This window comes from Rhodococcus opacus B4 (assembly GCF_000010805.1).
Classification (GTDB): Bacteria; Actinomycetota; Actinomycetes; order Mycobacteriales; family Mycobacteriaceae; genus Rhodococcus_F; species Rhodococcus_F opacus_C.
Genome location: NC_012522.1, coordinates 5,829,307 through 5,853,998 on the forward strand (window position 1 = coordinate 5,829,307; position 24,692 = coordinate 5,853,998).

The following is a 24,692-nucleotide window of genomic DNA, read 5'->3' on the forward strand; positions in this document are numbered from 1 at the left end:
TAGCTCCACGGATACGTCTCCGCATAGGTTCGAGTCGACCATGACCTGGGTCACACTTTATAGCCCACTGTTCGAGGCTTTGTCACCCGCCGCGGACAGTATTACGACGAATTGAGGATTTTCATGCGGTTAGCCAACATCGACGATCGTGCCGCTCTGGTGGTCGGCGAGGTGGGAGCCGAGCGGGCAGTGGATCTGGCCACCGCGTCCCGGGGCCGATTCGGTCCCGCACTGGCCGACGTCTACCCGGCATGGGAAGAGGTCATCGCGTGGGCGGCGGCCGAGGATCTGTCCGGTCTCGCCCGGGACGGGGTCGCGATCGACCGGAGCAGGCTCGGGGCGCCGTCCCCGGCTCCGCGGCAGGTGTTCGCGATCGGCCTGAACTACCACGATCATGCGGCCGAGTCCGGATTCGACTCACCCACGGCGCTGCCACCGGTGTTCACGAAGTACGTCTCCAGTTTCTCCGGGCCCGACAGCGAGGTGAGCATCCCGGCCGCCGGCAATGTCGACTGGGAGGTGGAGTTGGTCGTCGTCATCGGCCGCGAGACGAGCCGCGTCGCCGTCGCCGACGCCTGGTCACACGTGGCGGGTCTGACGGTGGGACAGGACATCTCCGAACGCATCTCGCAGCTACGCGGACCGGCAGCCCAGTTCGGCCTCGGGAAATCCTTCGCCGGTTTCTCGCCGCAGGGGCCGTGGCTGGTCACCCCCGACGAGTTCGCAAACCCCGACGACCTGGAGTTGGGCTGCGCCATCGACGGCGAGGAGGTCCAGAAGAGTCGCACCAGCGATCTGATCTTCCCCGTTCCGTCGGTGATCGCGGCCCTGTCGGAGACCGTGACCCTCTACCCCGGAGACGTGATCTTCACCGGCACTCCCGCCGGTGTGGGCGTGGGGCAGAAGCCGCCCCGCTTCCTGCAGCCGGGTGAGCAGCTGACCAGCTGGATCGGCGGAATCGGCGAGCTGCACCAGAGGTTCGTCGCAGACCTCCGGTAGCTGTCGGCGGCGGCCATCGGCCGGACGATCCGCTCGAGTCCGTCGACCGCGACGATGCGACTCGCCGCCGCAGACTCGGAAAACCCGGACTCGATGCGCCAGAGCATCTTCGGCGGAGTCGACCTCTGATAGATCGACTCGCGTGACGTGGTGCCCGAGGCGACCAGTTCCAGGGTCACGGCGGCAGCGACGGCGGTCTTTCCACCCCGTAGGTGCGGCCCGGGGATCGACCACCGACCCCCCGGGCCGCACCCACATGGCCCGTGCCCGCGGGTGAAGAGGCGCTCCGGTCGCGGCACGGACCCGTATTCGTCGGGCTGGGTGCGCATGGCACGCACATTCCAACCAGTTCACCCCGTGGTGGAGTGTGCTCCGGTCATCAGGGCGGCGAGGTCGTCGGGTTCGAGGAACGACGGCGGCGGAGGTGGCCCCCAGGCGTAGAGGCCTTGCAGTCCGTGCAGCACTTCCGGTGACCAGAGTTCGTCCTCGGGGACGGTGTCCATGTCGGAGTAGTACTCGGAGAAGTTCCCCGCCGGGTCCTTGAGGTACCAGAAGAAATTTGCGCCGGCGTAGTGCCGTCCGAGACCCCAGATGTGTCGTTCGGGGTTGCCGTCGAGCATGGCGTGCGCGCCGCGGCCGACCTCGTCGATGTCGTCGACCTGCCAGCTGGTGTGGTGCATGAAGTTCACCGGTGCGGCCATGACGAGGACGTTGTGGTGCTCGACGGAGCAGCGCAGGAATGCGGCCTTGTCGCCCATGTAGTCGCTGACCTTGAAGCCGAGTCCGTCGGTGAAGAACTTCATCGTCGTCTCGAGGTCGGTGGACCCGATCACCGCGTGCCCGAGCTTGCGGGGTCGCACCGCATCGGTGCGGGTGAGGAACGGTGCCCGTCCCCAGCGGTCGATTCGGCCCGGACCGTTGTAGGGGGTGGCCGCGACGGCAGGGTCGATGACGATGCGGGGCCGGACCGCCACCCTGACGATCGTGCCGGTGATCGGTTCGACGGTGCGGACGGACGTGCCGTCCTCGTCGAGCGCCAAGCCGAGTCCGTGCAACCGCCTGGTGGTCGCGGCGATGTCGTCGGCGTCGTCGGCGGCGACGGTCAATTCGACCAGCCGACGGGTCGGGGCGTGCACGATCTCGAGTTGTTCGCCGCCGTTGCGGGTGGCGAACACCCCGTTCCCGCGGTGCTCGAGTCCGAAATCGATGTAATAGGCGATGGTGTCGGCGACGTTGGGAACGCCGATGGTGACCTTGCCGAGTCCGTGCAGTGCCATGATCGCGTCCTTTATTTCGCGCCGGGGTCGGCGACGAAGCGCTGGTGCAGCTGACCGATGCCGTCGATCCAGCTGTCGAGCTTCTCGCCGACCTGCAGGAACCGTTGCGGTTCGCGGCCGACGCCGACGCCGGCGGGGGTGCCGGTGAAGATGACGTCCCCGGGGTAGAGGGTCACATTGCGGGAGAGGGTGGCGATCAGCTGTGAGACCGGGAAGATCAGGTCCCGGGTGCGGCCTTTCTGCACTTCTTCACCGTCGATGGCGCAGCCGAGTTCGAGGTCGTCCGGGTCGGCGAACTCGTCCGGGGTCACCAGCCAGGGGCCCTGCGGGGAGAACCCGGCGAAGGACTTTCCGAGTCCGAACTGTGGTGCGGGACCGCGGGTCTGAGTGATCCGTTCGGAGATGTCCTGGCCGACCGTGAGACCGGCGACATTCGACCAGGCGTCAGCGACGTCGATGTTGCTGGTTTCGCGGCCGATGACGACGACGAGTTCGATCTCCCAGTCGACGTTGCCGCCGGCGGGAATCACGACGTCGGTGTCGGGGCCGGAGAAGCTGGAGGCGTACTTGGTGAATACCGGTGGCAGGTGGGTGGGGGAGTCGAATCCGGATTCGGCGGCGTGGGCGTGGTAGTTCAGGCCGACCGCGAATACCTGCCGGGGAGTCGGTGACGGCGCGCCGAGTCGGCTGCGCTCGATCGCGAAGCTGTCGTCGGCCAGAGCCGAGAGGTCCTGTTCGGCGGCCCAGGCGGTGACGGCGCCGAAGTCTTCGTAGACGGCCTGCGGGCCAGGTCCGAACCGGCCATGGGAGGCGTGGGCGAGGTCGATGCCCCGCTCGCCGCCCTCGTCGCCGATGACGAGTGCGGCGCGGTTGTCGATATTGGCGATACGCATGAAACAAGTTCTCCTGGAGTGAGGTTAGACAGTGGTCGCTGCGGTGTGGAGATTGGCGGGGGTGGGGGTCAGGGCGCGGAGCCGGTGGCGGTATTCGGTGAGCAGTTCCGGCAGTTCGGTGGTGTCGGTGTCGGCGTCGGTGACGGCGGCGAAGACGTAGTGGTCCGGTCGGATGAGTACGGCGCGGATGCGATGTGCGTCAAACCAGTTCACCCACTGCCCGGAGCTGTCGAGCAGGTCCGGTGCACCGACCCTCTCGACGGTCCGCACCCGGACACCGGTGTTGGCAAGCAGCGGACCCAGCGCGGGCTCCAGCTGCCCAGACGGTGCATCACCGCGCACCAGCAGGACGCTGCCGTAGCCGGTGACCTCGTCGAAGAGAGCCGTGCGGTCGTCGCCGCTCTGCACCGGAAATTGCGGTGCCAGGGTTCCGCCCAGCCGGCCGTGCGAGGTGACGCCCTCGCCGAGGACGGGAAGGGCGGTGACGGGCAGAACCTTCGCGGGGTCGGCGCCGCCCGCGATCATGCGGGTGTCGCGTTCGGCGGCCACCTTCTCATCGAGCACGCAGATGACCCGCCCGAGTTCGACGGACATCGTGATCGCATGCTGCAGGTGCTCACTGCGCTCGGAGGTGTAGGAATCGAGCAGAGCGAGGTCCGATTCTCCGCGCAGGATCCGATCGAGCTTCCACGACAGGTTGGCCGCGTCCCGGATGCCCGAGCACATGCCCTGCCCGGCGAAGGGCGGCATCTGGTGCGCGGCGTCACCGGCGATGGCGAGACGGCCGGAGTTCCAGCGGTCCGCCCAGCGTGCGGCGAAGGTGTAGACGGCGTGCCGTTGGAGCTCGCTGTTCTCCGGGGTGCGATCCCACGCGGCGAGCAGTTCCCACGCCTTCTCCGGAGTATTCAGCTCATCCCGGGTCTCACCGGGAAGGCGCATGAATTCCCAGCGGCGGCGTCCCGGTCCACCGGACACCACGGTGGTCGGCCGGGTCGGATCGCACAGTTGCCAGTTCTGCGGCGCCCACTCGCGGTCGTCGAGCGGAATGGTGTCGACGATCAGCCAGTCGAAGAAGAAGCCCTGATCGTGCATGGTGGCATCCATCCGCTGGCGGACGAAGCTGTTGGCACCGTCGCAGCCGATCACGAACCGGGCCGACATCCGACGCTGCTTGACGACGGTGCTGGTGAAGGTCACCTCGACGTCGTCGGCGCGCTCGTCGATACCCACGACCTCGGCGCCGCGGAGCAGGGTGACGTTCGGCATCTCCTCGACCGCTGCGCCGAGGACCTTCTCGAGCTGAGGTTGGGAGAAGAAGCTGGCCGTCGGCCACCCGCTGGGGCCTGTCCCGGACCAGTCGATCTTCACCAGCGATTCCCCGGCGGCATTGCGCCACTCGTAGCAGTCGGGAACCGCCTCGGAGATCGCCCTGATCTCGTCGGCCAGGTTCATGGACTGGAAGACGCGGCCGATCTCGTCGTCGAAGTGGACCGCGCGGGGCAGTGGGTACGGTTCGGGCCAGCGTTCGAGGATTGCGACGTCGTGACCGCGCAGACCGAGCATTCGTCCCAGCGCCAGACCTACGGGTCCGGCGCCGACGATCACGACGTCGTGGGTGTTGTCCTGCATATTGGGTGCTCTTCCTCGGGTTCGAGTGCAATAGGTACATCAATTCAGCCCTATTGAGCATGTTCAATAGACACAGAATGCTGTGACTCGCCTCGCATGTCAAGCATTCCGACCGAATCAATACCTATCGAGAATGCTCAATAGGGTAAAATTTGCTTACTCCGCTCCAGTGGCGAGAGTGACGGGACAACTCGGAGCTGGGGACGACGGAACGAGGACACGATGACCGATCTCGCGCAGCGGATGATGATGGACGCATCGCTGAGCCGCACCGAGCAGGCCGCGCTGGCCATCGGCCAACTCGCGGAGCAGGCGCCGCCCGGCGCTCGCCTCGGCACCAAGAAAGAACTTCAGGAACAATGTGGCGTCGCGAAGGGCACCTTCAACGAAGCACTGCGCATTCTGCAGTCGCGCGGCGTGATCACCGTCCGCTCGGGGCCGGGTGGGGGACTGTTCGCCGCTTCACCCACCCCCATCGCCCGGCTCGGGAACTCCATCCTCTCCCTCGACGCCGCGGAAGGTGATGTCGCGGACGCCGTCCGCATCCGCGACACTCTGGACCCGCTGCTCATCGAGGACGCACTCCAGCACAGCTCGGCAGCGGACATCGCCCGGATGAGGGTGGCTCTCGCCGTGATGCAAGAAGCTGCCGACGCCGGGGACTCGACGGGATTCGTGCGTGCCAACTGGGACCTGCATGCCGCGATTGCGCGGGTCAGTCCCAACAGCATCTTGAAATCGATCTACCTGAGCCTGCTCGATCTGATCGAATCCCACACCGTCTCGGTGGAACCCGTCGGTGACCGGCCCTTGTCGGAATACATCGCCGAACGTCAGCAACTCCACGTCGATCTCGTCGACGCACTCGACCGCCGTGACCGCGACCGCGCACTCCGGCTCATCCATGAGCACAACACCACCCAGGCCTCGGTGCACGACGACTCCGAACGAGCGCCGGTGCCGCTACCCCGCCGGGCCCAGGGCGTCGATTGACAGTCGAGCGCGCGATCGCCGGCCGACGTCCTGCTTCCAGCTCGTCCGCACGATTCCAACCAGCGACGGCGGTCCGAGTATCTACGTGAGTCGGGTGTGCTCGCCACGGGATCGGCCGTCTGGATGCAGGAGCCATCCATTTCTCTTGCGGGTGCGAAGTGTCACCGAGCTGTCGGCGATCTCGCCCGGATGGAGTATCCGCTCCAGTCGCGCCTGAGTGGCCATCAGATCAGCCATGTCGCTGACCCACGCCTGGACCGCGAAGTTCGACGGACCGGTGAGCGACATGCACATCCGGACGCTGCCGTCATTGCGTAACTGCGCGATCGTCTCCTGCAGTTGTACACCGGGAAGGCGGCACCACCACGTCACTGTGATCGGCCACCGAGTGTGCAATTGCGCGACTTCGCAGCGGATGGCCAGGTGTCGTGACGCCAGCACGGTGGTGAGCTGGCGACGAATTGTCGACGGCGGGCGGCTCAGCCGTTCCGCCAATTCCGCAGCAGTGAAACGGCCATCGTAGGCGAGCTGCTCCTCCAGAGTGGCGATCCGGGATGAGATTGCCACGCATCAGCCTGCCCGCGAGACCCCGAGTTCATCCTGTTCGATCAGTTCCCCCTCACGGACAATGACGAGGCCACCACATCGCGGGTGGCGGATGCCTTCACCAGCTTCTTCGGTGACAGAGCGCAATCGCTCAATCCGGTGCCCGCGAGCGAAGACTTCAGCGACATCCCCAACGCCTTCGGTACTCCGTACACATATTGGGGCATCGGTTGCATCGACCCGGACACATACCGCAAAGCTGCTGACGCCGGACGCATCGCGCAAGACATCCCGGCACCGCACGCCCCCAACTTCGCGCCCGTGATCCAACCCACGTGCGACACCGGCACCCAGGCATTGGTGGTGGCGGCGCTGGATTGGCTCGGTGGTCACAACCGATAGAAAAGGGACGTTGACTGATCACCGGCGCCAGGCAGGTCGCCGGTTGATCAGTCCACCTCTCGGACCGGCCGGTCGCCACCGTGCAGGTCGTCGGTGCCGATCATCTGCGGGCGTCGGTTCCGGCGGTGGTGGGGAAGGGGCTGGGCCCGAGGGTGAGGAGAAACGTGGCGGGGTGCAGGCCGATCTGGGTCCAGCTGGTGGTGACGGTCATGGTTCCCGTGCGCGGGTAGGAGTCGATCCAGTACTGCGGCGTGGTGCGGTAGGGCTCCGAATCCGTGAGGTCTTGGATCGGGTGGTGCGGGTCCGCGGTGCCGTCGAGGGTGTCGGCGACGATCCGGACGGCCAGGTAGGACCACTGCGCCGACGCGTCGCTCGGGTCGGTCAGGGGTCGGGTTTCGTGGCGGGCGAAGTCGGCGCGGATTCCGGTGACCAGCAGTGTGAATTGCAGTAGCAGGCCGGAGGGGAATGCGGTCACCGCGGACAGTTCGAGTGTGAGGTCCTTCTCGGCCACGATCTGCTTCGCCGCGTGCACGGCGATCCCTCCGGAGGTGGGCGGCACGAGGGCCGGCCAACGGTGGCGGCGCATGCTTCATCGTCGCACTCGGCGGACCGATGGTGGCTGTGAGTTTCCTGAGAGTTGATCCAACCAAACGGTATTCATGTCGTAGGGCGCGCGGGTGTTCTCTGTCGGGGTGCCGATCGCGCACCGCGAATCCGGTGCCCGAACCGTCCCCCTCAGAGGGCGGCGGCGGTCAGGCCGGCGACTCCGGCAACCGCGACGAGCATCAGCAGGGCAAGCGGCGAGGAGCCGAGGACCGCGGCGCACACCAGGGTGCTCAGCACTGCCAGGCCGACAGGTACGGCGATGCCCGCTTCCCGGCGTTCGAGGAGCACCTCGTCGTCCGGGCCGTCGTCGTGGCAGGCATCGGATCGGGTAGGCGCGGCGGCGTGGCATGGTTCGGGGACGGTGGTCACGGGCGGCGGCGGTCCTTCCCCGGAGGCTGGGCGGGTGCTCGGTTCACAAGTACTCGAGTATGGGGAAGAGGGCGATCGCGGAGACCATGATTCCGGCGACTCCGGCGACGATCCCCAGCAACGCCCGCAGGGAGGCGGCCTCATCGTCGGCGACCGCGGTCCGGGCGGTGGCGACGGCGCCGCACACGACCGCGCACAAGCCGAGGACGAAGCCGAGCCCGGACACCCAGAACGATGCGACCGACAACGCCCCCAGCATGATCGACACGGTAGGCAGCCGTGAACCGCCTCGGTGGCGCCGACGTGGATGCCTGAAGGAACACCCGTCGGCGTGTGGTTCGCAGGGGGCGGCGGTGGTCATGTTCCTCCTCTGGGCATGTGTCGGGTCGGCGGGTGTGCATACGGTGCGAGGCGTTCTCGCGGCTGTGTGTCGTCGACTACGGAGAATTTAGCACTCTAGGTATGAGAGTGCTAACAGTTTTTCGTCGACGGGCCCGGCGCGGGGCACTTGACTCCGACGCGGCGGAGACCGGTGCGAACGCAGCACCGTTTCGGGTGGGTGAGGTGGGTGGGATCAGGGCGCTTGGGTACTCCCTTGTGGAGGGGTGGTGATCGACTATGAGCTCCCACAGTGCGCTCCGGCGTTGGGTGGCGGAGCAGATGGGTATCGATGTCGAGATCGCCGATCCGGCGGTCCTGGCCTATGTGGACGAGGTGACGGCCGTCGCGGAGGCGGGGTATGTGCGGTCGCTCCTCGCCCTCGCCAGTTACCACCCGTTGGTCGGTTGAGGCGACTGCCCGTTCCTCTTCTCGATTCTTCCGGGTCCGAGATGATTCCGGATTCGGCAATGGTTACGAACACCGCGGCAGCCGGCGTCGAGAGCACGTGGCAGGGATGTGCGCACGTGCCTACCTGCGGGTTAGCGGGCGCCCTCGGTATCGTCGAAGAACGACCAGCCGTCGGTGTGCTGCACTTCCATCCGCCAGCCCAGTTCGCTGTTGTCGGCACGGACGTCGACGAACCACGCATGTGCATCTTGCGCGCTCTCGATGTCCTTGGTCTCGACGACGGTGCCGGTGGGGTCGAGCACTCGATAGGTAGCCATGCCGTTCGAATGCCCACGAACGGGCAAAGTCAACCGAGAGACGCGCCGGCCCCGTCCGGTGGATCGCGGTCCTAGGGTGCTGCTGGGCTGCGAAGTGCGACAGCCGACATGGCGAGGGCGATCGCATCCTCGGCAAGCGCGGCCTGCCAGTCCGGAACCCGGCGGCCGGCCCACTGCCGCCACCACGCGCCGCCGTATGAGCCGGCGAGGGCACCGACGACTCCGACGATCAGAGCCGACGCCGTGTCCGTCCGATCGCGGCGGGCCAGCGCGGCGGCGCCCGCGCCGCCTGCGGCGAGGCGCCCGCCGAGTGCGGGAGGGGAGAGCCGTGACGGGACGTTCGGGTTCTTGTCGGCGACCAGTTCGCCGCCGACGGCCGCCACCGCGCCGATCAGCCGGGTCCGATGTGCCGTCGCCGGGGTACGGGACAGCAGTACTGCCGCGATGCCGGTGGAACTTCGCAGCCCGCTCGCCACACCGATCACGACTGATCGAACGGTGCCGGACCGTTCCGCCGACGGCGTGCTGCGGTGCTCCGCGGCCGCGTCTCGTTGCCGGAGGACGGCGGTGACGGTGGCGCCGTAGACCAGATGCGGCACCAGATCGCCGATCCAGTCCTGGGTGGTCCACGCTCGCGGGTCGCTGATGCCGCGCACAGTGATCGGAATGCCGGTGACCGCCATCGCGGCGAGACCGACACCGAGCGTCCCCGCGGTTGGAGTCAGGTGCGCGCCGGCCCTGCGGACGAGGGAGGCGGCGACGCCGATCGCGGTGCCGACGGCGATCCCGCCGAGCGCCCCGAATGCGGACCGGCGCGCCGCGAGTGCGTCGCCGCGCCCGGGAATCGCAACGCCGAGGGCAGTTGCGACGGATTCGACGGTCTTGTCCGGAACGGTGCTCGCGGGGCGGCCCCGGATTGCCATATCGAGGTAGGTGACAGTGTTGAGCATGGTGGTGCCGGCGGCGCCGGCGGCGAGACCGGTGGTGAATGCGTTCATCGATCGGTTCCTCGTCTATCCGAAGATGCAGGTGGCCTTCCCGAAGCGTCCCCTGGCGGCGTGCTGGGCAAACGCGCTCGAGGGGCAAATCGTTCGTCTTGTGACTTTCGTCTTCGGAATGTGGTGTGTCCGCCGACGAGATCGGGGTACACGGGCGCTATGCCTTCGACTTCCGCCGCGCGCGCCCTTCCGCGGGTATTGGGCGTCTCGACCGCCGCCTACAGCACCGCGATCATCATCTCGCCCCGACTTCTTGCCAAGCCCTGCAAACTCACCCGTGCCGACGACGGCGTCCCAGCCGAGGTCGCGACGGTCATCCGGGCGGTGGGGGTCCGGGATGCGGCGAGTGGACTCCTCCTCGCTCTGGCGCCTCGCGGAGCGGCTCTGCGCGGCGCTGTCGGGGTCCGGGTTTTATCCGACCTCGGTGACGCCGCGGTCTTCGGGTTTGCGTTACCCGATCGCGCGACCAAGATCAAAGTCGCCGGAGTGGCCGCGGCATGGGGAATGCTGTGCGCCTACAGCGGACGTCACTCCCGATAGTGGTGTCCGCGGCTCCGCAACCTCCGTCGGTCACGTGCGCAAGTTTCGACGTGCGGAGACGGCGGGTGCCATCCCGGTACGATCCAGGCCGTTGGTCCGGCGGACCAGGGATTCGCCGATCCGATGGTGCCTGCGAGCAGCAGCGCGACCTGACTGGGCCACGTGTGCCAGCGGACGTGGCGCAACGTAGTTGCGCGTCCAGGGTGCGGACCGATTTGCCCACTCGCGGGTCGGGTACTCGACACGCGACTGTTCACCTGATCGGAGAGGTGCATGAGCGAACACACCCCACACACCATCGACTACCCCGGGCGCACCGCGGACATGGCTGAAGAACCGCGGGACGAGATGAGCGCGTACCGGGGCAACGAATTGCTGAAGGGCAAGCGGGCATTGATCACGGGCGGAGACTCGGGGATCGGCCGCGCGGTGGCAGTGGCGTTCGCGAAAGAGGGCGCCGACGTGGCCCTTGCCTACCTCGCGGAGGATGACGACGCGGCGCACACCGCTGAATTGGTCGAAAATGAGCGGCGACACTGCCCCGCCTTCGCCGGCGATCTCGCCGATCCCGGGCACTGCCGTGACGTGGTTGCTCGCACGGTTTCGGAGTTGGGCGGCCTCGACATCGTCGTCAACAACGTGGCCTGTCAGGAACCGGTCGACGATTTTCTCGAACTGTCCGACGAACAGTGGCGACGAACGTTCTCGGTGAACATCGACAGCTACTTCCACGTGACGAAGGCGGCCGTACCGCATCTCGGACGGGGCTCGGCAATCATCAACACGGGCTCGGTCAACGGGTTGCGAGGAAACAAGTCGCTGATCGACTATGCCGCGACCAAGGGCGCGGTGACGGCGTTGACGTACTCGCTGGCGCAGGCGCTGCTCGACCGTGGGATTCGGGTCAATTGTGTTGCACCCGGACCGGTCTGGACACCATTGATCCCGGCGACCATGGACGAGGAGAAGGTAGCGGAGTTCGGGAAGCAGGCCCCCTACGGGCGGGCGGCGCAGCCCGACGAGATCGCGCCGTCCTATGTCTTCTTCGCGTCCGGTCTGTTGTCGTCCTACTACTCCGGGGAGGTGCTCGCACCTCTGGGTGGGGAAACCCTGCCGGGGTGACGGCACGAAGTACCGTCGCTATTCGTTGCGCGAGAGTCTGTTTCGGCTCGAGGGGTATCAGGAGGTGTGGACGTGAATGTGCTCGAGGGGAGTGTGCGTCGGCTCGAAAACGCGCGCGCCGTGGATCGACCCGCCGGCGCAGTCGTGGACGTCATCAACCGATGGCTTCCGGCGGGCCGGGTCAAGGATGTGTTGTCCGGCACCGATCTGGGGCACCCTCTGCATCCACTCCTGGTGACGGTTCCCATCGGTGCGTGGGTCAGCGCCGGATTCCTCGACGTGCTCGGAGGTAGGAGCGCACGGCCCGCAGCGACGACACTCGTCGGACTGGGCGCTCTCGCCGCCGTGCCGGCAACGCTGACGGGCGCGTCGGACTGGGCCGACACACTCGGTGCCGAGCGCAGGATCGGCGCAGTCCACGCGGCCTCGAACTACGCGGCCATCGCCTCGTATCTCGCGTCGTGGGCGGCTCGGCGTCGCGGCCGGCACCGCCTCGGCCTCGGCTTCTCGGCTGCAGGGGCGGGACTGCTCGGAGTCAGCGGCTGGCTCGGCGGCCACCTGACCTACGCAGCAGGGGTCGGAGTCGACACCACTGCGTTCTCCACCCTGCCGTCGGAATGGACGGACGCCGCCCCGGAAACGGCGTTGGCCGGCAGGGATATGGTCGCCGTGCTGGTCGGTACCGTGTCGGTGCTGCTCGTGAACGGCGCAGACGCCGTCGTCGCGCTGAGCAACCGATGCACGCATCGCGGCGCCCCACTCGGCGACGGTGCCCTCCGCGAAGGGTGCATCGAATGTCCCTGGCACAACAGTCGTTTCGGTGTCGCGGACGGCCGGGTGGTGCGAGGGCCCGCGACCCGGCCACAACAAGTGTATGAAGTCCGGGTGCGCGACGGGAGAATTCAGGTCCGGCAACCGGACGAGCAGCGCACGCTCCGCACCAACCCGGTTGCCAGCGGCAATGGTTGACCGCGTCACGCCCGCGGAACCCATCACCGCCGTCCGCAGTTACACCCCGTCGCCGCTCCTCTCGTCCAGAGTCGAATCGCCTTTGCGTGCCGTAGTGTGATCTGTCCGATGTGGTCTACTCGCCGAACCGTGTCGCCTCCGACTCCGACCCCGAACACCGCCTGCTCACGGACGTTGTCCGAGACCGGTGGCGAGTTCCCGTAACCGCCCGCCGACGGAGTCTTCAGCCAGTGGAGCCGTCGGCATTCCCGTGCCGTCGCGCAGTCCGTGGAAAAATTCCGCGAGCGTGTCCCGGGGTGGATATCGCGGTTCCCATCCGAGCTCGGTCCGGGCCCGCCTGCTGTCCATCAGCGGCAGACGCAGAACCGTGTCGAGCAGGCCCGGAGAGGCCGGTACCTCATGCGCGTGCCACGCTGCCCAGAGCGCCGCGAAGCATTGCGCGTGGAACGGGGATGTGCCGGGCGCCGAGAAGTTCGGCAAGAAAATGCCCGTCGACGGGGGGTGCTGCCGCGTGGTTGAATGCGCCCCGCACCGGCCTCAGGACCGCTTGGACGTAGGCCTCTGCCGCGTCGCTGGAGTGAAGGATCTGTGCCCGGAGCCCTTCAACGACGGGTACGGCCGGAATCACTGTGCCGCGAGCGAGTCGACCGGGAAGCAGGGGCCCGATGAACAGGCGACGCTGGGCCGTCGCCGACTCACGTTTGAGAATGAAGCCCGGCCGCATGCGCACCACCCGAACGTCGGGATGGCGCTGCTCGTACCCATCCAGTAATCGCTCGAGGTACGCCTTCTCCAGCGGATAGGCCGCGCCAGGCCAGCCGTGTGTGGGCCAGTCCTCTGTCACCTCGAGATTGGTCGGTTCCGGCGAGTAGGCGGCAACGGAAGACGCGTACACCAACGCGGGAACCCGTTCGTCCGCCACCGTCTCGAAAAGGTGGATTGCGCCCATCACGTTGTTATTCCAGGTGATATCCGGTCTGTGTGTGGGTTGGAACAGCCAGGCGAGATGCACCACGGCATCCGCCCCGCGGAGGGCACTCGACCACTGTCGGCGGGGGCATATACGCAGAGGCCTTCACCGTCGAGCCGGGCCGGGGACCGAAAGGCGGAGGCACGCAGATGGCTATGCAGGTGCGCGACACCATCGACCACGACGAGATCCGCGGGTGGATCCAGCTCCACCACGGTGCACCCGCCCGGACACCGGACATGACATCGACGAGGACTGAGGAGATTCTGCTCGTCGATTTCGTCGGTGCCCGGTCGGGCCACTATTTCGAGCACATCTCATGGACGGAGTGGTTCGCCTGGTTCGACGAACATCGCCTGTGTTTCCGGTGTCCCGCCGATCCTGAGAGCTTGGCGTTTCAACTGATTCCGCGGGGAGCGACTGTGCCGAGCGCAACCGTGGGCAAACGGAGTCCCTGACTCCTTGATGTGGGTCACCGGTCCAGGTCAGCAGTTGCCGGTGCTCGCGCGCGACGGCACGCGCACTGAAGGGATGGTCGTCGACGGGAACCAGGTTGGTCGCGCGGTCGGCTACTGCGGTGACTTCGTCGATGAAGTGGACGAAGTCGAGATGGTTTTGCGGACTTCCTCGTACACCTTCTCGTCCTTGATCGATGACCGTGGCATGTCGACGCCTCCTCGATGGGTTTGCCTGCTCACCGCGTACCCGGAACCCATCGCTCTGTACCAGTTCGGCTCGACTGAAGATCGTGTAGGCGCCGCGCCGGGGAGGAGTACGGGACGCGATGCGCGCTCGGTCCTCGGCGCGGCACGGCCGCACGGAGGAGTCGGCTGATGCATTACGGCGCGCTCCAGCCGCGGCCTGTCACCTCATACGACCGGGGAGGAGGGTACGAGGAATCGATCGCGGGTACTCCACTGACTGGGCACCACCGGTGCGGGTTCGGAGCCCTGTTCTAGGCAGAGGAAGAAGATGAGGATGTTATGCCTGATCAGCAGCGTGATGTCATCGATGTCCTGACCCAAGACCATCGCGAGGTGGAACGGATGTTCAGCGAGTTCGAAGGCCTGACCGGTTCCGATGACCGGGCCCGCCGCCAGGACTTGTTGGAACAGATCACGATTGAGTGGGTCAAGCACTCGGTTGCCGAAGAATCCGAGGTGTACCCGGCCGTCCAGCGCAAGATCAGCGAGGCCGAGGCGCAACAGGCGAGGGATGAACACGCCGAGGCGGAGGAAACGATGAAACGCCTCGAACGGCTGGTGCCGGGGGAACCAGGGTTCGACACCGAACTTGCCGCCTTGATGCTGCAGATCCGCACGCATGTCGCCGAGCAGGAAGGGCACCTGTTTGCGGACATGCGCCGCAACTTCAGCCCTCAGGAACTCGTCGACTTGGGGAGCAAGGTAGAAGCTCGCCCCGACCCGCCCGTATCCCTCGGCCCCCGGTTCCCCACCGGGAGACAAGATCCTCGGCCGCGTCACCGGCCTGCTGGACCGGATGCGCGATGCGATCACCGGCCGCGGGAACAGCGGTGCGGCGGGTTCACCGACAAGGTGATCGAAAACCGGAGTGGAGGGGTCGGGCACCGAGGGGTGCGCGAGTGACGGGCAGCTCTCGGGCCGCAGCCCGCAGCCCGCAGGTCAGCGGCGAGAATTGAATTGCTCGTCAGTATGCATCGCGAGAACCGCGGCAAAAGCGGTCAGCAACAACATCAACAGCGCAAGCACATTCATGGTTCTCCCTGCGTGGTCAGCGGGTGGCGGACGGGACGACCGGGCGCCGATCATCGGCGAACATGGCCTCGATCCTCGACTTGATCTCCGCGGTGCTCATCGACCCACGGCTGCTGCCCTGCGTGGGGGCATTGGGGAAGTCCGGAGGGTCGAGGCTGTTCTCACTGGTCCTGCTTTCGTCGAAGGTTCTGGACGACGAGGGGCGGGCACACGATGATGCCTGTGTTTCCCCGTCACAGAAGATGTGAGCTGCTTCACATCGCTGGTGGAGAAGTTGTACCTCATCGGGAAGGTTTCCGCCAATCGGCCTGTCTGCCAGCAGTTTCGCGGGTGCTGTGCTACTCGCCGGTAGGAACATCCGGCGGGTCGGCGCGGGGCCGGACCGGGTCGTGCCTGGACGACCTCGGCAATGATCTCCATCACCCGGGCCGGTACGTCCTCGTAGCGGGGCAGACGGTAGTTGCCAGCGGCTCGGTGTTGTGTACGGCGGGCCTGGGTAAACAGAGATGCATGTTGTTTCGAAATGAATTCGGCAATCGTGACGACGACCGCGCATCCGCGGACGGTGACCGCAAGGTGACCGTCGGGGTTGTGGCGGACTCCGGTTTTGCTTCGACGATCGCATCGGCGATAGAAGCAGCGCTGCCGCCGGTCATTGTCATCGGCGGACAGCGGGTAGGCCTCGAGACAGACCGTGCCGCAGTGACATTGCCGCCTACCGCTACCGGGTCAGCCCCGCTCGGTCAGTGGCTCGACTCGGTGCAATCGACCAATACCTACGACATCGTGCTCTGCATTTCGGAGGTGCCGCGACGCCGCGGATCCACGCCTGTGGTCGCCGAACTTCACGCCGGATCGACCGGCGCACTGTATGTTCCGTCGTTCGGAACGATCGCGGTTCGGCGTCGCGCGGTCGCGGCCGCGGTTGCCGTCGTCCACTACTTGCTCGACACTGATACGGCCTCACGCCCACGTTTGCGGCGATCGCTGTCGAGATGGGCGCCGGGCCCTGACCCCCACGACCGTCGGGAACGAGTGTTGTTGACGCCCGGAATATTCGGCCGGCTGCGCCTGGTGGCGGGCATGATCCGGTGCAACCGGCCGTGGCGATTGGTCCCTACCCTGTCGGGCGCGTTGGCTGCCGCGAGCGCGGCCTCGGCCTTCGGTGTCTTTTACGCCAGTATCTGGCAGATGGCAGCCTCGATGACTCCGCTACGCCTGGTGTTGGTCGGTGTCGCCGCAGTTGCCGCAATCACTGTGTGGTTGATCTTCCCGCACGGTCTGTGGGAACACCGATCCTTCCGCTCCTCAACCACCGACCGGTGGATGTACAACGCTGCCACTCTCGGCACGGTCGTGACCGGAGTGCTGTGTATGTACGCCGTGCTGTTCGCTGTCGTCCTCGTTTCGGCCGCGGTCGTCATCTCACCGGACTTCCTCGCAGTCCAGCTCGGTCGCCCATCCTCGGTCGGCGACTATCTGTCGCTCGCGTGGCTTGCAGCTTCGCTCGGGACCGTAGCAGGAGCAGTAGGGTCGACCGTCTCCGATCGCGGCGAGATTCTCCAGGCAACCTACGGCCACCGCGAAATGCTGCGGAGACAGGCAGCCGACGCGACCGAGCGAGGGGAGTGATGCGGACGATCGTGTGAAGGGTCCACGATGCAGGCTTACGACGCATGTGGGTAGCCGGACGACGCGCCGCGGGCAGCCGGAACACGCGCTCGTGTTGGCGGACGGCCGCCCGAGGACTCGCGGCATATTCGTGGCGTCGTCGGAGGCAAGTAGGCCGCTTCCTATTACGGGCGAACGTCTCAACCTGCAGTAACGTTGGTGAAGAGATGGACGGAGAGGTGTTCACCTATTGCGAGCGCACATCCGGGCCTCGGTAACTCCACGAACTGACTGACCGGTGATCACACCTGAGAGGGGCTTCCAATCACATCTGATTCCGCTTGCTGAGGGCAGTTCCGCAGAATTGGCGAACGGTGGTGATCGATGCTGATCGTTTTGGTGGGCGCAGAGCGTCTCGATGTTGCAGTCAAGGCGCACGATGCAGGGGCGCTGGACGAAGACATCCCGATCGATCTGCCATTGCTTGAGCGCGCCATAGAGCGCACAGGTAACGATCATCAGAGGCATTGCATTGACCCACAGTGCGTCAGTTCCGGTGATGTCCTTGTAGTGCAAAACAATCAGGACGCCGGTGGCGATGAAACCGATGATAGCGAGAAGCGGCGCATAGATGGTCGAGTATTTCGACCCGGTGAGCTTGCCTTGAGAGGTAGCGACAATAGTACTTGCCGAGGTGGAGTCCATTTTGGTGATCATGTTCAATGCGTTGTGGCCGGCAATCGCCGGAAGCAGGTCAGTCATCGGGCTCGCCCCGGTCAGGACGAATGGCAGCAGAAACGCAAGGGTGATGAGCACTTGGGCCATGACCGCGACGTGCGGAGTCTTGTAGCGCGGATGCGTTCGGCTCAGTGCTGGGAACAAGATGCCTGATCGAGATGAGGAGTACATGTACCGAGTCGAGAGGTTGTGATATGCAATCGCTGCACCAATGATCGTGACTGCGATGATGAAGTTAATCGAGGTTCGCGGGCCTGCGGCGGATCGGGATCGATGAGATCTCGTACAAGAAGGGCCACAAGTACTTGACGGTGGTCGTCGATCACGATTCGGGCCGGCTGGTGTGGGCGGCGGAGGGCCGCAGCGCCGATACCCTGCGTGGATTCTTCGACCTGCTGGGTCCCGAACGCTGCGCGCAGATCACCCATGTCACCGCCGATGCGGCGCCCTGGATCGCGAAGGTCGTCACCGAACGCTGCCCAGGCGCGATCCGGTGCGCGGATCCGTTTCATGTGGTGGCCTGGGCCACCGCCGCGGTCGACAGGGTCCGCAGAGGTTCCTGGAACCGTGCTCGTGCGAAAGTTGTGCCACGCAAAACGTTCGGCACACGTGGTCGGCCACGGGACGGGGCCGGCCCGCTCCCGATCCGTACCGCGAGCGGGCCACCGTCGTCAAGAACAGCAGGTGGGCGCTGCTGAAGAACCCGCAGAACTTGACCGGCAAGCAGGCGGTGACGCTTCGGCTGATCGAACTCGAGGACCCCGTCCTGCACCGCGCATACCTGCTCAAAGAATCTTTGCGGTTGGTGTTCGGAGATGCGGCACGAGGACGCGATCATCGAGTTGGACCGGTGGATCGGCTGGGCCCGCCGATCCCGGATGAATTGCAGTGAGTGATCCCAATCCTGAACCCGTTGCGTTGGCGACGGGCCACATGTTCGACCAGCCCCGCGCCGAGGCAGCGGTCCGCGAACTGTTGCTCGCCATCGGAGAGGACCCCGACCGCCCCGGACTGATCGACACGCCGGCCCGAGTCGCACGCTCATACCGCGAGGTGTTTGCCGGCCTTTACACCGACCCGGCCGAAGTCCTGGGCACGACCTTCGACGAGGGCCATCGCGAACTCGTCCTCGTGCGGGATATCCCGTTGTACTCCACGTGTGAGCACCATCTGGTGTCGTTCCACGGAGTCGCGCACGTCGGCTACATCCCGGGCTCTACCGGAAAGGTCACCGGACTGTCGAAAATCGCCCGCGTTGTCGACCTCTACGCGAAGCGCCCTCAGGTGCAAGAACGACTCACCAGCCAGGTCGCCGACGCCGTCATGCGCAAACTCAACCCGCGAGGCGCCATTGTCGTGATCGAGGCCGAGCACCTGTGCATGGCGATGCGCGGTATCCGCAAACCGGGGGCGAGTACGACCACGTCGGCAGTGCGGGGAACGCTGCAGTCCAGTGCCGCGTCGCGATCGGAGGCACTCGCCCTGATCCTACGCAATTGATCGAGACCCGTCGCAGCGGTGTGCCGTCTTATCGACGGCGAACACACCCACCGTCGATCATTGCGGGTCATCACGAATGGCAGGTAGAACCCTCGACGACACCGGCGGAATCAGTCGTTCCGAAACGTCGAGGCCGCCGTCCGTACCAGGTCGAGCTTCGCTGTCTGAATATCCGTTGTTAGGTCCGAGGGTGGCCACTGCGGTGGAAAATGGCGACGGTGGTGGCTGTTCCGCTGATGGTAGCGGTCAGTCTCGGAGCAATCCGTGTGCACGAGAGCTTGAGTGCAGCCGCCGGTTTCGCGACAATCGCGGACCGGTTAACGATTATCCCGCTGTTGGTCGAACTGGACGCTGATGCTGCCGTCGTGACGGGCACACTCGCGCAACGCTCAATCACGCCGGAGTTGATCGACAAGCTGGACCGAGCTCGCGGCGTATGCGCTACAAACAAGCGGCTCCCCGATGTGGTGAAGCACCGGTCGCTGCGTACGACCACGACGATGCTCTCAACTGCGCGAAGCAGTGGCCAGACAACTTCGTCGTGTCCGACACTCCCGGCCCGCTGCAGCCAGACGAGACCGGCTACGCGTAACGCGTCGCCCCTCAGATCCACGACTCCTCGAGGTGACACACCATGGTGCTAGCTACGAGCCGGGGCAACGACAGCCCGGATTCGGGTGCCAACCGGACATCGCAGGCTTACCACGATCTGCGCGCTTTGATCCTCTCCGGTCACTACGAACCGGACTCACGCCTCACTGAATCGGAGCTCACCACGCAGCTCCAGATCTCGCGCGGGACGATCCGTTCGGTGCTCGCGCGCCTCGCGCAGGAGGGATACGTCACCGCCGAGGCGAACCGCAGCGCTCGCACCCCCTCGTTCTCGGTGGACGAGGCGGTCGAGATACTGGAGACCCGCGCGGTGCTGGAGGCAGCGCTGGCGGCGAAGGCCGCCGAACGCGCCACCGATACGGACATCGCCGCGATGACCGAAACCTGTAAGCGCATGTGGGACTGGCAGGAGGTACCGGGTGGGCGCGAGGAGTACGCGAATCTCAACCGCAAGTTCCATGAACAGGTCAAGCGGGCGGCGCGGCAAACGACGCTCACCAGGTTCGTCGACAGCCTGCTGTACCCGCTCGTCATGCAGCAATACCAGGAGGCGGACCGCGAGCAGCCGCGGACCGACTCCGTCAAAGAGCACGAGGCCATCCTCGCCGCGATCGTCACTCACAACCCGGAGGCGGCCGCGGCGGCGATGCGACATCACCTGTCGGCGGCCCGGCGGACACTACCGCTGAAGTTCACCTCTCCGGCCGACTGAACGAGTCTATAGGCCGGCCTCGTTCCGGACCACAACGACACATAGCGACGCGCAAGGACGTTCAGCGAGGAATTGTGCAGCTTGGCTCCGAAGGCATTGTCGCGTATGCCGATTCGTCGTGCGGCGTCGAGGGCGACCTGGAGTCGGTTGAGGATGGTGTGGTCTGGCAGTGTGCTGGTGCCGTCCACCCATCCGTGGACGGTGGAAGTGTCGGGTGCTTCGGCAAGGTATGCAACGAGTTTCGTTCCGAGGAGTGATCTCAGTTCGGTGATGAGGGTGCGCGCTGTCGACTCGGCCCACCACGACACTCGGCCACTGCTGACCCCCATCGACCGGTGGGGCACACGCCCCTTTACCGACCGCGTTGTCCGCGCAGTCCCTTGCGATCATCGCCCATGCCCACCTGACCGGGCAGGCTCCCGCTCATCCGCGGCCTCGGCACGATGACGTCCCGAAGCCGCGCAGACCCGCAGTGCGGCGGGGCTGAAAACCTTCGATATCGAGCTGGACCAGGGCTACAACGACCGCAGCATTCAGGCGCGCCGGGACGCCCACACAGACCTCGAAGGCGTCGCAGACATCCCCGAGAGGATCGAGAACGAGGCAGACAAACTCCTTGCCGACCTTCGCCATTCTCGAAGTTCCCGAACTCGAGAAATGACAGGCCGCAGAAAGGACCGAAGATGACAATCAGTCAAGACGACGACCGGAGGCCAGACAGGGTGACGAGGGAGCGGGTGTTGGTCGGGTCGGGGTTGTTGTCATCGAAGTCCGCTGTCCGCGGATGCCCAGTGCATCGATCAATGCGCTTCAGTACCGGTCAGTCCGGCACGGCAAGAGTGGAGGTATTCACGAAGGGTTCCACGCTTGCGGAGGGTGAGCTGACTGACCATCTGTTCCTCGAGTGCGGAGACTTCCGCGTTATAGCAATCGAGCAGTTCCACTCCGGTCGCGGTGACACTCGTCGGCATCTGCCGGCGGTTGTGCGGGTCGACCCGCCGACTGACCAGACCGCGGCTCTCGAGCGCGATGATCATCTCTCCCATAGTTTGAGCTGTGACAAAGGAAGTGCGCGCCAGCTCGGCGGACGAGAGGCCATCGCAGCGACGCAAGACCGTCAGGGCGGTGTGCTGGAGCGCTGTGATGCCTGCGGGGCGCAGGATCGTGTCCATCCGTGACCGTATCGCCAGCTCCAACTGTTTGATCGCGTACAGGAGATTCGGACCGAGGTCCTGTCCGTCACCGCTGCCGGGTTCCGAATTTGACTGATGCTTGACCGGTTGTGTCTCTTCCGCGTCCACTGAACGCCCTTCGAGCCCGTCGCGTGCGAACCCAGGGTTGTTGCGGCGGTTCAACCGCGACGAGTGGTGACCTGTCCCCATCTCCCCACTCCTACATGGAGACAGGACTAACCGAGTAGCGTGCCGCGTTCTCCTGGATCAGATGTCGCTCGGCGAGCGGCATGTTCCGTATCGCGATGGTGCGCAGGAGTCGGGTTATCCTCGCGTAGAACATTGCTGGGCTTATGCCGAACTCGACGAGGATGTCACCCGGCCGCGCACCTCCGTAGGGTGCCCAGATTCGGGCGAGTTCGAGCATGGCTCGCTCTTCTGCGTTCATAACCTTTTCTCCTGCTCGAGAGGGTGGATGGTGTGTCGCACCTGGCGGCACCCGCTGACGGAAAGGTTCCCGTGCAGGCCGGGTGCACGCACGGAAATCCGGGTTGCTCACTGCCCTCGCGCGATCCATTCGGCGAGGTGCGGGGCCTCGGTGCCGATCGTGGTTCCGTCACCGTGACCGGTGTGGACGAGCGTTTCCTCGGGAAGGGCGAACAGCCGGTCGCGGATCGACCCGATGATGGTCGGGAAATCCGAGTACGAGCGGCCGGTGGCGCCGGGGCCACCCGAGAAGAGGGTATCTCCGGAGAACAGTGCCCCGGCCTCGGGGAGGTAGAGGCACACCGAGCCCGGCGAGTGACCCGGGGTGGAGATCACCTGGATCTCGGTGCCGGCGATCGCGATCCGCTGCCCGTCCTCGAGGTTCCAGTACTTGTCGTCCGGGTGACTCATCTTCCACAGCACGTCGTCGCCGGGGTGCAGCAGCACCGGCGCGTGCAACCGTTCGGCGAGTTCGGGGGCGACGGTGACGTGGTCGTTGTGGCCGTGCGTGCAGATCACCGCGTTGACGTGGCGGTCTCCGACCGCGTCGATGATCGGCTGCGCGGCGTGGGCGGCGTCGACGATCACGACGTCGGTGTCGTCACCGATCAGCCAGATGTTGTTGTCGACGTTCCATTCGCCGCCGTCGAGGGCGAAGGTTCCCTCGGTGACGACCCGCTCGATCCGAAACCTTCCGCTCATGACGCCACCACCTGACGCTCGCCGACTTCGGCCGAAGCAACCTCGTCCTTGTGCCGGGCGATCGCCGGTTTGAGATCGAATTCCGTGTCGGCCGCCTGTTCCGGGGTGAGCGGCATACCGCTGGCAAGGATCTTTCGTGCAGCCATATGGTCGCGGGGCTTGTTGACCGACTCGACTCCGAGCAACCGGGTGCCGACGAAGCAGAAAATGGAGAACGCCCCGCTGTCGACGGAACCACGAACCACGTGGGTGTCCGCGCCCGCGGTCAGCCCAGCCATCTGCAGTTTCGATTCGTACTGTTCGGACCAGAACCACGGCACACTCAGGTAGTTGGTGCTGGTGCCGGTGAGTTGAGCGGCGAGGCAGCGGGCCTGATCGACCGCATTCTGCACGGATTCGAGTCGCACCAAACTGGCTGTTCCCGGGATCGGGTAGGCGGCGCAATCACCGATCGCCGAGATGTTCTCGTCGGGTGTGCGAAGGTACTCGTCGACGACGATGCCGTTGTCGACGGGCAGGCCCGCCAGGGCGGCGAGTTCGATGTTGGGTACGACACCGATACCCACGACGACGGCGTCGGCGCGTATGACGTCGCCGGACGCGGTGGTGACCCCCGCTGCTCGGCCGTCGGTTTCGATGACCGTCTTCACGCCGGTCGACAGCCGCATGTGCACACCGTTGGCGGTGTGGGCGCTCGTGAAGTAGTCGGACATCGCCGAGGACAGTGCGCGGGCCATCGGCCGATCCATCGCCTCGACGACGGTGACCTCGAGCCCCTTCTTGCGGGCCGCTGCGGCGACCTCGAGACCGATGAAGCCGGCCCCGATCACGACCAGGGACGAGCACGAGGCCATGCTCGAGGTGAGGGATTCTGCTTCGCCGGCGGTACGCAGGTAGTGCACACCGGGAAGGGCGGCACCGGGGACCGGCAGGAGCCGGTTGCGGGCACCGGTCGCCAGGATCAAATGGTCGTACTCGATGACGGTGGCATCGATCAGCTCCACCAGTTGTGCATCCCGATCGATGCGGACGACGGGCTTGCCGCACGCGAGCGTGATCCGGTGGTCGTCGAAGTATTGGGCCGGACGCAGCGCAAGGGATTCCCGGTCCGGATCACAGTGCAGGTATGCCTTCGACAACGGTGGCCGCTGGTAGGGCACACCCGGCTCGTCACCGACCAGGGTGATCGATCCCGCAAATCCGTGACTGCGCAGACTGACGGCGGCCTCGAATCCGGCCTGTCCGGAACCGATGATGACGATGCGGTCGACACTCATACCTGCTCCTCCGGAAGCCGGACGATCAAGCCGTCGACGTCGTCGGAGACCACGAGCTGGCAGGACAGACGACTTGCCTCGGTGCGGGGGCTGACGGTGTCGTCGAGCATTTCGTCTTCTTCCTCGGAGATCGAGGGAAACTTGTCCGCCCAGGGGCTTTCCACGTAGACGTGACACGTCGCGCACATGGCCTGGCCGCCGCATTCGGCGACGATGCCGTCGATTCCGGCGCCGATGGCGGCCTGCATGACCCTTTTGCCGGTAGGAACCTCGACCTCATGCTTGGTTCCATCAGGGTGAACGTAGGTGACGGTAGGCACGTCTATCTCTCTTTCACGGATAGTGCAGTAATGACGAACTCAGGTGGGGTGCCGGCAGTCGCGCCGGCACCCCACCGCCGACTCACGGCAGAACGGTCTCTTCGTCGCTGAACAGCATCGTCACTCCGCCGGAGGCGAAGTTCGCGACGTCGGCGGCGGCATTCTGACCCTCAGTGGAGGCGAATGCTTGCCCGGCCTCTTCCTTGCTCTCGAAGTACAGCTGCGCGAGCGCATACGCCGAGGGGGGATTGCCGTCGAGAGATTCACACTTGCCTGCGGCGAACCGCTTGACGCTCGGGATCTGCTGCACCAGAGGCAAATGCTTGGAGCTGTAGTGCTCGTCGAAGGCGGCCGGGTCGGCGGGCTGGTTGTAGACGATGGTGACGCGGTACATGGTGTCCTCGTTT

29 protein-coding genes and 2 pseudogenes are annotated in these 24,692 nt (G+C 65.7%); 14 read left to right on the plus strand and 17 right to left on the minus strand.

Annotated elements, in window-relative coordinates:
* The first annotated feature begins 123 nt into the window (after positions 1-123).
* Positions 124-999 (plus strand): fumarylacetoacetate hydrolase family protein, encoded by an 876-nt coding sequence (locus ROP_RS26545; protein ID WP_015889097.1) that lies wholly within the window; start codon positions 124-126, stop codon positions 997-999.
* A 350-nt stretch (positions 1,000-1,349) separates the two neighbouring features.
* Here ROP_RS26545 and ROP_RS26550 read toward each other — a convergent pair whose 3' ends face one another.
* Genes ROP_RS26550 through ROP_RS26560 form a run of 3 tightly spaced genes read right to left on the minus strand, consistent with a single transcriptional unit; the run spans position 1,350 to position 4,798 of the window.
* Complete coding sequence (locus ROP_RS26550) at positions 1,350-2,276, minus strand: VOC family protein (RefSeq protein ID WP_015889098.1); 927 nt, start codon at positions 2,274-2,276, stop codon at positions 1,350-1,352.
* 11 nt (positions 2,277-2,287) lie between these two features.
* Positions 2,288-3,169 (minus strand): fumarylacetoacetate hydrolase family protein, encoded by an 882-nt coding sequence (locus ROP_RS26555; RefSeq protein WP_015889099.1) that lies wholly within the window; start codon positions 3,167-3,169, stop codon positions 2,288-2,290.
* Positions 3,170-3,193: 24 nt separating this feature from the next.
* The gene (locus ROP_RS26560; RefSeq protein WP_015889100.1) at positions 3,194-4,798 is read right to left on the minus strand and encodes a bifunctional 3-(3-hydroxy-phenyl)propionate/3-hydroxycinnamic acid hydroxylase; all 1,605 of its coding nucleotides are present in this window, start codon (positions 4,796-4,798) and stop codon (positions 3,194-3,196) included.
* A gap of 222 nt (positions 4,799-5,020) precedes the next feature.
* Between ROP_RS26560 and ROP_RS26565 the strand changes: the two genes are divergently transcribed.
* On the plus strand, positions 5,021-5,791 hold the full coding sequence (locus ROP_RS26565; protein WP_015889101.1) for a FadR/GntR family transcriptional regulator: 771 nt from the start codon (positions 5,021-5,023) through the stop codon (positions 5,789-5,791).
* 81 nt (positions 5,792-5,872) lie between these two features.
* Here ROP_RS26565 and ROP_RS26570 read toward each other — a convergent pair whose 3' ends face one another.
* On the minus strand, positions 5,873-6,358 hold the full coding sequence (locus tag ROP_RS26570) for an Lrp/AsnC family transcriptional regulator (RefSeq protein WP_015889102.1): 486 nt from the start codon (positions 6,356-6,358) through the stop codon (positions 5,873-5,875).
* Between ROP_RS26570 and ROP_RS26575 the strand changes: the two are divergent.
* Positions 6,350-6,739 (plus strand): annotated as a pseudogene (locus ROP_RS26575) (amidohydrolase); the annotation flags it as partial. The gene ROP_RS26570 and the pseudogene ROP_RS26575 overlap by 9 nt on opposite strands.
* Before the next feature lie 100 nt (positions 6,740-6,839).
* On the opposite strand, the gene ROP_RS26580 reads toward ROP_RS26575, so the two are convergent.
* The 3 genes from ROP_RS26580 to ROP_RS26590 all read right to left on the minus strand — a co-directional run bounded on the left by ROP_RS26580 (position 6,840) and on the right by ROP_RS26590 (position 7,973).
* On the minus strand, positions 6,840-7,325 hold the full coding sequence (locus tag ROP_RS26580; protein WP_015889104.1) for a hypothetical protein: 486 nt from the start codon (positions 7,323-7,325) through the stop codon (positions 6,840-6,842).
* A 149-nt stretch (positions 7,326-7,474) separates the two neighbouring features.
* The gene (locus tag ROP_RS44325; protein ID WP_015889105.1) at positions 7,475-7,714 is read right to left on the minus strand and encodes a hypothetical protein; all 240 of its coding nucleotides are present in this window, start codon (positions 7,712-7,714) and stop codon (positions 7,475-7,477) included.
* A 43-nt stretch (positions 7,715-7,757) separates the two neighbouring features.
* Positions 7,758-7,973 (minus strand): hypothetical protein, encoded by a 216-nt coding sequence (locus ROP_RS26590; protein ID WP_231868986.1) that lies wholly within the window; start codon positions 7,971-7,973, stop codon positions 7,758-7,760.
* A 359-nt stretch (positions 7,974-8,332) separates the two neighbouring features.
* Here ROP_RS26590 and ROP_RS43575 point away from each other — a divergent pair, with 359 nt between their 5' ends.
* Positions 8,333-8,503, plus strand: coding sequence for a hypothetical protein (locus tag ROP_RS43575; RefSeq protein ID WP_167315967.1), 171 nt, complete (start codon positions 8,333-8,335; stop codon positions 8,501-8,503).
* Between the two features lie 131 nt (positions 8,504-8,634).
* Here the strand turns inward: ROP_RS43575 and ROP_RS26595 are convergent, their stop codons facing one another.
* Both ROP_RS26595 and ROP_RS26600 read right to left on the minus strand, forming a co-directional pair.
* Positions 8,635-8,820 carry a hypothetical protein gene (locus ROP_RS26595; protein ID WP_015889107.1) on the minus strand — a complete coding sequence of 62 codons (186 nt, stop codon included), beginning with the start codon at positions 8,818-8,820 and terminating at the stop codon, positions 8,635-8,637.
* Between the two features lie 71 nt (positions 8,821-8,891).
* Positions 8,892-9,818 (minus strand): membrane protein, encoded by a 927-nt coding sequence (locus ROP_RS26600; protein ID WP_015889108.1) that lies wholly within the window; start codon positions 9,816-9,818, stop codon positions 8,892-8,894.
* Positions 9,819-9,977: 159 nt separating this feature from the next.
* On the opposite strand from ROP_RS26600, the gene ROP_RS26605 reads away from it, so the two are divergent.
* From ROP_RS26605 to ROP_RS26615, 3 genes are all read left to right on the plus strand, one after another.
* A complete protein-coding gene (locus ROP_RS26605; RefSeq protein WP_050785130.1) occupies positions 9,978-10,358 on the plus strand; it encodes a hypothetical protein in 381 nt (126 codons plus the stop codon).
* A gap of 273 nt (positions 10,359-10,631) precedes the next feature.
* Entirely contained in the window at positions 10,632-11,480 is an 849-nt protein-coding gene (locus ROP_RS26610) for an SDR family oxidoreductase (RefSeq protein ID WP_015889110.1), read from the plus strand.
* Positions 11,481-11,552: 72 nt separating this feature from the next.
* Positions 11,553-12,449, plus strand: coding sequence for a Rieske 2Fe-2S domain-containing protein (locus tag ROP_RS26615; protein ID WP_015889111.1), 897 nt, complete (start codon positions 11,553-11,555; stop codon positions 12,447-12,449).
* Positions 12,450-12,846: 397 nt separating this feature from the next.
* On the opposite strand, the gene ROP_RS26620 is transcribed toward ROP_RS26615, so the two are convergent.
* The gene (locus tag ROP_RS26620) at positions 12,847-13,461 is read right to left on the minus strand and encodes an NAD-dependent epimerase/dehydratase family protein (RefSeq protein WP_231868987.1); all 615 of its coding nucleotides are present in this window, start codon (positions 13,459-13,461) and stop codon (positions 12,847-12,849) included.
* Between the two features lie 107 nt (positions 13,462-13,568).
* Between ROP_RS26620 and ROP_RS26625 the strand changes: the two genes are divergently transcribed.
* The 4 genes from ROP_RS26625 (at position 13,569) to ROP_RS26645 (ending at position 16,787) form a co-directional block, all read left to right on the plus strand.
* On the plus strand, positions 13,569-13,877 hold the full coding sequence (locus tag ROP_RS26625; protein ID WP_015889114.1) for a hypothetical protein: 309 nt from the start codon (positions 13,569-13,571) through the stop codon (positions 13,875-13,877).
* A 4-nt stretch (positions 13,878-13,881) separates the two neighbouring features.
* Positions 13,882-14,253 carry a hypothetical protein gene (locus tag ROP_RS26630; protein ID WP_148222513.1) on the plus strand — a complete coding sequence of 124 codons (372 nt, stop codon included), beginning with the start codon at positions 13,882-13,884 and terminating at the stop codon, positions 14,251-14,253.
* Between the two features lie 149 nt (positions 14,254-14,402).
* Positions 14,403-15,026: a hemerythrin domain-containing protein gene (locus tag ROP_RS41465; RefSeq protein ID WP_197535762.1), complete on the plus strand. Its 624-nt coding sequence runs from the start codon at positions 14,403-14,405 to the stop codon at positions 15,024-15,026.
* A 342-nt stretch (positions 15,027-15,368) separates the two neighbouring features.
* Positions 15,369-16,787 carry a hypothetical protein gene (locus ROP_RS26645; protein ID WP_231868988.1) on the plus strand — a complete coding sequence of 473 codons (1,419 nt, stop codon included), beginning with the start codon at positions 15,369-15,371 and terminating at the stop codon, positions 16,785-16,787.
* Between the two features lie 222 nt (positions 16,788-17,009).
* Here ROP_RS26645 and ROP_RS26650 read toward each other — a convergent pair whose 3' ends face one another.
* On the minus strand, positions 17,010-17,591 hold the full coding sequence (locus ROP_RS26650; RefSeq protein ID WP_043825362.1) for a hypothetical protein: 582 nt from the start codon (positions 17,589-17,591) through the stop codon (positions 17,010-17,012).
* Between the two features lie 155 nt (positions 17,592-17,746).
* Between ROP_RS26650 and ROP_RS44330 the strand changes: the two are divergent.
* The 3 genes and pseudogenes from ROP_RS44330 to ROP_RS26665 form a co-directional block, all read left to right on the plus strand.
* Positions 17,747-18,385, plus strand: a pseudogene (locus ROP_RS44330) (ISL3 family transposase); the annotation flags it as partial.
* 52 nt (positions 18,386-18,437) lie between these two features.
* The gene (gene folE, locus ROP_RS26660) at positions 18,438-19,004 is read left to right on the plus strand and encodes a GTP cyclohydrolase I FolE (protein WP_080512524.1); all 567 of its coding nucleotides are present in this window, start codon (positions 18,438-18,440) and stop codon (positions 19,002-19,004) included.
* Between the two features lie 634 nt (positions 19,005-19,638).
* Entirely contained in the window at positions 19,639-20,328 is a 690-nt protein-coding gene (locus tag ROP_RS26665; RefSeq protein ID WP_015889123.1) for a GntR family transcriptional regulator, read from the plus strand.
* Positions 20,329-21,128: 800 nt separating this feature from the next.
* On the opposite strand, the gene ROP_RS26675 is transcribed toward ROP_RS26665, so the two are convergent.
* From ROP_RS26675 to ROP_RS26700, 6 genes are all read right to left on the minus strand, one after another.
* Complete coding sequence (locus ROP_RS26675; RefSeq protein ID WP_080512525.1) at positions 21,129-21,710, minus strand: MarR family winged helix-turn-helix transcriptional regulator; 582 nt, start codon at positions 21,708-21,710, stop codon at positions 21,129-21,131.
* Between the two features lie 10 nt (positions 21,711-21,720).
* On the minus strand, positions 21,721-21,948 hold the full coding sequence (locus ROP_RS42750; protein ID WP_015889126.1) for a DUF3263 domain-containing protein: 228 nt from the start codon (positions 21,946-21,948) through the stop codon (positions 21,721-21,723).
* Between the two features lie 107 nt (positions 21,949-22,055).
* Complete coding sequence (locus tag ROP_RS26685; protein WP_015889127.1) at positions 22,056-22,688, minus strand: MBL fold metallo-hydrolase; 633 nt, start codon at positions 22,686-22,688, stop codon at positions 22,056-22,058.
* Entirely contained in the window at positions 22,685-23,965 is a 1,281-nt protein-coding gene (locus ROP_RS26690; protein ID WP_015889128.1) for an NAD(P)/FAD-dependent oxidoreductase, read from the minus strand. Before ROP_RS26690 ends, ROP_RS26685 begins: the two co-directional genes overlap by 4 nt.
* A complete protein-coding gene (locus tag ROP_RS26695; protein ID WP_015889129.1) occupies positions 23,962-24,285 on the minus strand; it encodes a 2Fe-2S iron-sulfur cluster-binding protein in 324 nt (107 codons plus the stop codon). Before ROP_RS26695 ends, ROP_RS26690 begins: the two co-directional genes overlap by 4 nt.
* Before the next feature lie 82 nt (positions 24,286-24,367).
* Positions 24,368-24,679, minus strand: a complete 312-nt coding sequence (locus ROP_RS26700) for an EthD family reductase (RefSeq protein WP_015889130.1) — start codon at positions 24,677-24,679, stop codon at positions 24,368-24,370.
* Positions 24,680-24,692 lie beyond the last annotated feature (13 nt).

Bases quoted from the DNA above. Each gene is read 5' to 3' on its own strand.
- ROP_RS26690 (WP_015889128.1), bottom strand. From the start codon at position 23,965: ATGAGTGTCGACCGCATCGTCATCATCGGTTCCGGACAGGCCGGATTC.
- ROP_RS43575 (WP_167315967.1), top strand. From the start codon at position 8,333: ATGAGCTCCCACAGTGCGCTCCGGCGTTGGGTGGCGGAGCAGATGGGT.
- ROP_RS26565 (WP_015889101.1), top strand. From the start codon at position 5,021: ATGACCGATCTCGCGCAGCGGATGATGATGGACGCATCGCTGAGCCGC.
- ROP_RS26605 (WP_050785130.1), top strand. From the start codon at position 9,978: ATGCCTTCGACTTCCGCCGCGCGCGCCCTTCCGCGGGTATTGGGCGTC.
- ROP_RS26560 (WP_015889100.1), bottom strand. From the start codon at position 4,798: ATGCAGGACAACACCCACGACGTCGTGATCGTCGGCGCCGGACCCGTA.
- ROP_RS26590 (WP_231868986.1), bottom strand. From the start codon at position 7,973: ATGCTGGGGGCGTTGTCGGTCGCATCGTTCTGGGTGTCCGGGCTCGGC.
- ROP_RS26700 (WP_015889130.1), bottom strand. From the start codon at position 24,679: ATGTACCGCGTCACCATCGTCTACAACCAGCCCGCCGACCCGGCCGCC.
- ROP_RS26645 (WP_231868988.1), top strand. From the start codon at position 15,369: ATGATGCCTGTGTTTCCCCGTCACAGAAGATGTGAGCTGCTTCACATC.
- ROP_RS26600 (WP_015889108.1), bottom strand. From the start codon at position 9,818: ATGAACGCATTCACCACCGGTCTCGCCGCCGGCGCCGCCGGCACCACC.
- folE (WP_080512524.1), top strand. From the start codon at position 18,438: ATGTTCGACCAGCCCCGCGCCGAGGCAGCGGTCCGCGAACTGTTGCTC.
- ROP_RS26675 (WP_080512525.1), bottom strand. From the start codon at position 21,710: ATGGGGACAGGTCACCACTCGTCGCGGTTGAACCGCCGCAACAACCCT.
- ROP_RS26555 (WP_015889099.1), bottom strand. From the start codon at position 3,169: ATGCGTATCGCCAATATCGACAACCGCGCCGCACTCGTCATCGGCGAC.
- ROP_RS26580 (WP_015889104.1), bottom strand. From the start codon at position 7,325: ATGCGCCGCCACCGTTGGCCGGCCCTCGTGCCGCCCACCTCCGGAGGG.
- ROP_RS26665 (WP_015889123.1), top strand. From the start codon at position 19,639: ATGGTGCTAGCTACGAGCCGGGGCAACGACAGCCCGGATTCGGGTGCC.
- ROP_RS41465 (WP_197535762.1), top strand. From the start codon at position 14,403: ATGCCTGATCAGCAGCGTGATGTCATCGATGTCCTGACCCAAGACCAT.
- ROP_RS42750 (WP_015889126.1), bottom strand. From the start codon at position 21,948: ATGAACGCAGAAGAGCGAGCCATGCTCGAACTCGCCCGAATCTGGGCA.
- ROP_RS26625 (WP_015889114.1), top strand. From the start codon at position 13,569: ATGGCTATGCAGGTGCGCGACACCATCGACCACGACGAGATCCGCGGG.
- ROP_RS26545 (WP_015889097.1), top strand. From the start codon at position 124: ATGCGGTTAGCCAACATCGACGATCGTGCCGCTCTGGTGGTCGGCGAG.
- ROP_RS26595 (WP_015889107.1), bottom strand. From the start codon at position 8,820: ATGGCTACCTATCGAGTGCTCGACCCCACCGGCACCGTCGTCGAGACC.
- ROP_RS26610 (WP_015889110.1), top strand. From the start codon at position 10,632: ATGAGCGAACACACCCCACACACCATCGACTACCCCGGGCGCACCGCG.
- ROP_RS26550 (WP_015889098.1), bottom strand. From the start codon at position 2,276: ATGGCACTGCACGGACTCGGCAAGGTCACCATCGGCGTTCCCAACGTC.
- ROP_RS26685 (WP_015889127.1), bottom strand. From the start codon at position 22,688: ATGAGCGGAAGGTTTCGGATCGAGCGGGTCGTCACCGAGGGAACCTTC.
- ROP_RS26650 (WP_043825362.1), bottom strand. From the start codon at position 17,591: ATGGCCCAAGTGCTCATCACCCTTGCGTTTCTGCTGCCATTCGTCCTG.